This is a genomic window from Hydrogenophaga sp., assembly GCF_041633695.1.
GTDB lineage: Bacteria > Pseudomonadota > Gammaproteobacteria > Burkholderiales > Burkholderiaceae_C > Hydrogenophaga.
On the sequence record NZ_JBFJMY010000613.1, the window covers coordinates 1 to 2,083 of the forward strand.

The 2,083-nt window shown below is 59.5% G+C and carries 1 protein-coding gene and 2 pseudogenes; 1 reads left to right on the forward strand and 2 read right to left on the reverse strand.

The window, feature by feature from the left end; all coding sequences use genetic code 11:
• Both ABYB95_RS22400 and ABYB95_RS22405 read right to left on the reverse strand, forming a co-directional pair.
• Positions 1 to 266, reverse strand: a pseudogene (locus ABYB95_RS22400) (electron transfer flavoprotein subunit alpha/FixB family protein); the annotation flags it as partial.
• A 121-nt stretch (positions 267 to 387) separates the two neighbouring features.
• Positions 388 to 1,137, reverse strand: a complete 750-nt coding sequence (locus tag ABYB95_RS22405) for an electron transfer flavoprotein subunit beta/FixA family protein (protein ID WP_372662205.1) — start codon at positions 1,135 to 1,137, stop codon at positions 388 to 390.
• A gap of 344 nt (positions 1,138 to 1,481) precedes the next feature.
• On the opposite strand from ABYB95_RS22405, the pseudogene ABYB95_RS22410 reads away from it, so the two are divergent.
• A pseudogene (locus ABYB95_RS22410) lies at positions 1,482 to 2,083 on the forward strand (ABC transporter substrate-binding protein); the annotation flags it as partial.

The following is a 2,083-nucleotide window of genomic DNA, read 5'->3' on the forward strand; positions in this document are numbered from 1 at the left end:
AAGAGGATGTGGCTGTAGCTGGACGCAATGACCAGCACTTGGGCGGCCATGTTCTCGGCCAGACCGTGTTCCAGGTAAGCGGCATCGGCGTGGATCACTTTGCTCACGCCAGCGATGGCGGCAGCGGCCTTGGCGGCTTCGCCAGCGTTGTGGCCAGCGATCAGCACATGCACATCACCACCGCATTGGGCGGCAGCGGTCACGGTGTTGAGCGTGGCGCCTTTGATCGAAGCGTTGTCGTGTTCAGCAATAACGAGAGAGGTCATGATGAGATTCCAGAAAAGATGTTTTAACCAAGTGTCTTAAACCCAGGGCGCCGTGGAACCGGCTTCGCCGGGCCACCAGCGCCGCCCCCTGGGGGGTGACGCCGAAGGCGGCGCGGGGGGGTTAAATGACCTTGGCTTCGTTCTTGAGCTTGTCCACCAGCGTGGCCACATCGGGCACCATGACGCCCGCTCCGCGCTTGGGCGGCTCGACGACCTTCAGGGTCTTGATGCGCGGGCTGACATCGACACCCAAGTCTTCGGGCTTGACGATGTCCATCTGCTTTTTCTTGGCCTTCATGATGTTGGGCAAGGTCACGTAGCGCGGCTCGTTCAGGCGCAGGTCGGTGGTGACGATGGCGGGCAAGGTGATGGACAGGGTTTCCAGGCCGCCGTCGACTTCGCGGGTGACGCTGGCTTTGCCATCGGCCACTTCCACCTTGTTGGCGAAGGTGGCTTGCGGCAGACCGGCAAGAGCGGCCAGCATCTGGCCGGTCTGGTTGCAGTCGTCGTCGATCGCCTGTTTGCCCAGGATCACCAAACCGGGCTGCTCCTTGTCCATCAAGGCTTTGAGCAGTTTGGCCACGGCCAAGGGTTGCAGTTCTTCGCTGGTCTCGACCAGGATGGCGCGGTCCGCGCCAATGGCCATGGCGGTGCGCAGGGTTTCCTGGCACTTGGCATCACCGCAAGACACGGCGATCACTTCGGTGGCGACACCTTTCTCTTTCAGGCGCACCGCCTCTTCCACGGCGATTTCGTCGAACGGGTTCATGCTCATCTTCACGTTCGCAATGTCCACCCCGCTGCCATCGCTCTTGACGCGAACCTTCACGTTGTAATCCACCACGCGTTTGACTGGGACGAGGACCTTCATGCTTGATTGCTCCTGAGTTGGATGAAACAGATTCGATTGACGTGCACGTCAACCAAAGATTGTATGCGCCCCGCCAGTTGCCGAAGGCAATGGCTCAAATGGTTGCATTTGAAAAAAATAGAACGACCGTGCTTTTTAGTGATTATAGACGACGCCCAGCGACGACCAAGAAAGACCTTGTACCCCACTCAACTGGTGAAAAAAAGTCCGCTTTACCCGACCATTCGGTCGGCTAACTCGGGTAAACATGGAGAAGCGATGTTCGGGATATCGCCTATAGTGAAATGAGCCGTCTTAGTTATATTTAGAAACCTATTTTCGCCACACCCATCAGGAGTCCCCGCATGAAGTTCAGCCGCCTGTTTGCCGCAGCCCTCTCCACCACCGCACTGGCCAGCGGTTGGGCATCCGCCCAGACGGTGTTCACCGTTTCCAGCTGGCTGCCGCCCACCCACACCTTGAGCACGGTGCAAAAGGCCTGGTGCGACCGGTTGGAAGCGGAGAGCGCCAGCCGCATGAAGTGCAACATCCTGCCCAAGGGCGTTGCTGCGGCCCCGGGCACTTTTGACGCGGTGCGCGACGGCCTGGCCGACATCTCTTACACCGTGGACGGCTACACCCCGGGGCGTTTCATCAACACCCAGGTCGCGGAATTTCCCTTCCTGGGCGACAACGCCACCGCGACCTCGGTGGCCTACCAGCGCATTTACACCAAATACTTCGCACCTCTGGGTGAGCACCGCGGCGTCAAAGCGCTGGCCGTCTTCACCCACGGTCCTGGCATTATTTTCAACAGCAAACAGCCGGTCACCTCTGCGGCCGATGCAGCGGCGCTCAAGTTCCGCATTGGTGGTGGCAACATCAACGAACTCTCCAAAGCCATGGGCTGGAACACCACGCTCAAAGCAGCACCGGAGTCGTTCGAGTTGTTGTCCACCGGCGTCAT